Genomic DNA, 1887 nt, shown 5'->3' with positions numbered 1-1887 from the left:
GTTGAGATCTTCCGCACTCCGCCCGGCACCCCCGGCCGTGCCCGGGGCCGACGGCCTACTCTGGACGCGACGGCGCGTATCCCACCAGGGAACGCGACCCACTCATCCGCCAGGAGGCGACACAGTGCTGCGCACCATGTTCAAGTCCAAGATCCACCGGGCCACCGTGACCCAGGCGGATCTGCACTACGTGGGTTCGGTGACCGTGGACGCCGAGTTGATGGATGCCGCGGACCTGCTGGCGGGCGAGCTCGTGCACATCGTGGACATCACCAACGGCGCCCGCCTGGAGACCTATGTGATCGAGGGTGAGCGCGGCTCAGGCGTCATCGGAATCAACGGCGCCGCCGCCCATCTCGTGCACCCCGGCGACCTGGTCATCCTGATCAGCTATGCCCAGGTCGAGGACGCCGAGGCCCGTGCGTTGCGGCCGGCCGTGGTCCATGTCGACGCAGGTAACCGGATCGTCGCGCTGGGGGACGACACCGCCGAGCCCGCTCCCGGCACCGACGCCCTGCGGCCCCCGCACGCGGTCGTCCACGGCTGAACCCGCGGGCCGCGCATCCCTTCAAGCGGCGGTGACCACCGCGGCGCCCCGCACCGGCCCGGACACCGGACGTATCTCCACCCGAACGCCGCGCGCCGCTGCCGTCCACTGGGCGCGCAGCCGCGCCAGTTCCGTCAACTCCTCGGCCGTCCACGGCCGGTCGCCATGCTCCTGCACATAAGCGCGCAGGGCCGCGTTCGCCTGATCGAGATCTCCCCCGTACATGTGATCCACCCTAGACCGGACCACTGACAATCCCGAACCGATTGACCACCGCGCGTGCTCGCGGCGACCGGGCGGGGACCGTTCACCCGGCCGTGACCTGGCACGAACGGCGGTTGTCGGGGTGTGCTGGCATGCTGAGTGTGAGGGAGGACACAGCGGCCCTATCGGCTGCATATCCCACGGAATCCGGCACCTGGCGCATTCCATGCTCCGCCCTTCCGCGTTCCGCACGTCGCGTTCGCGTTCAGGTTCACGATCAGGGAGGACCGCACCATGCTCACCAACGACTACGTGCCCGGCGCGCCGAGCTGGCTCGACCTCGGCAGCCGCGACGTCGAGGGCGCGACCGCGTTCTACCGCGCGCTGTTCGGCTGGGAGTTCCGCTCCGCGGGCCCCGACGCCGGTGGTTACGGCATGCTCCAGCTCGACGGGCAGACCGTCGCCGGCCTCGGCCCGATCGCCGACGACAGCGCCAGCCCGGCCTGGACGCTGTACTTCGAGACGGCCGACGCCGACGCCACGTCCAAGGCCGTCGAACAGGCCGGCGGTTCCGTCCGGTTCGCGCCGCTCGACATCGGGGACCAGGGCCGGATCGCCGGGTACACCGACCCGTCCGGCGCCGAGTTCGCCGTCTACCAGCCGGGCACCCTCAAGGGCCTGGACCGGACCGGCGGCGGCGGTCTGTGCTGGGCCGAGCTGTACACGACGGACGCCGAGCGGGCCAAGCGGTTCTACGGCGCCGTCTTCGGCTGGGACACCGTGGACATGCCGTTGGCGGGCGACGCCGGCGTCTACACGATCGTGTCCCGCGCCGGTGGCGGCCAGGCCGGCTCGCACGGCGGCATCATGCAGCTCACGTCCGAGCAGCTGCCGGACGGACTGTGCTACTGGCAGCCGTACTTCGGCGTCGCCGACGCCGAAGGGGTGGTCGCCACCGCCACCTCGCACGGCGCGACACTGCTGATGCCCACCACGCACGTGGACGGCATCGGCCGCATCTCGCTGCTCAGGGACCCCGAAGGGGCGTTCTTCGCCGTCCTGCAACCTGACCCGCAGACGGCCTGACTTTTGGCCGGCCCCGGACCGACCCCGGCCGGCCGCTGACGTTCCGGCAC

General features: G+C 71.2%; 3 protein-coding genes. 2 read left to right on the top strand and 1 reads right to left on the bottom strand.

Annotated elements, in window-relative coordinates; translation table 11 throughout:
* Positions 1-124: 124 nt before the first annotated feature.
* Positions 125-547 carry an aspartate 1-decarboxylase gene (panD, locus tag AC13HU_RS36455; protein WP_483046287.1) on the top strand — a complete coding sequence of 141 codons (423 nt, stop codon included), beginning with the start codon at positions 125-127 and terminating at the stop codon, positions 545-547.
* Positions 548-568: 21 nt separating this feature from the next.
* Here panD and AC13HU_RS36450 read toward each other — a convergent pair whose 3' ends face one another.
* Positions 569-772 (bottom strand): hypothetical protein, encoded by a 204-nt coding sequence (locus AC13HU_RS36450; protein ID WP_483046286.1) that lies wholly within the window; start codon positions 770-772, stop codon positions 569-571.
* 273 nt (positions 773-1045) lie between these two features.
* Here AC13HU_RS36450 and AC13HU_RS36445 point away from each other — a divergent pair, with 273 nt between their 5' ends.
* Complete coding sequence (locus AC13HU_RS36445) at positions 1046-1837, top strand: VOC family protein (protein ID WP_483046285.1); 792 nt, start codon at positions 1046-1048, stop codon at positions 1835-1837.
* Positions 1838-1887 lie beyond the last annotated feature (50 nt).

The organism is Streptomyces sp. NH27, from assembly GCF_056859195.1.
This window is presented reverse-complemented; position numbering and strand designations above follow the sequence as displayed.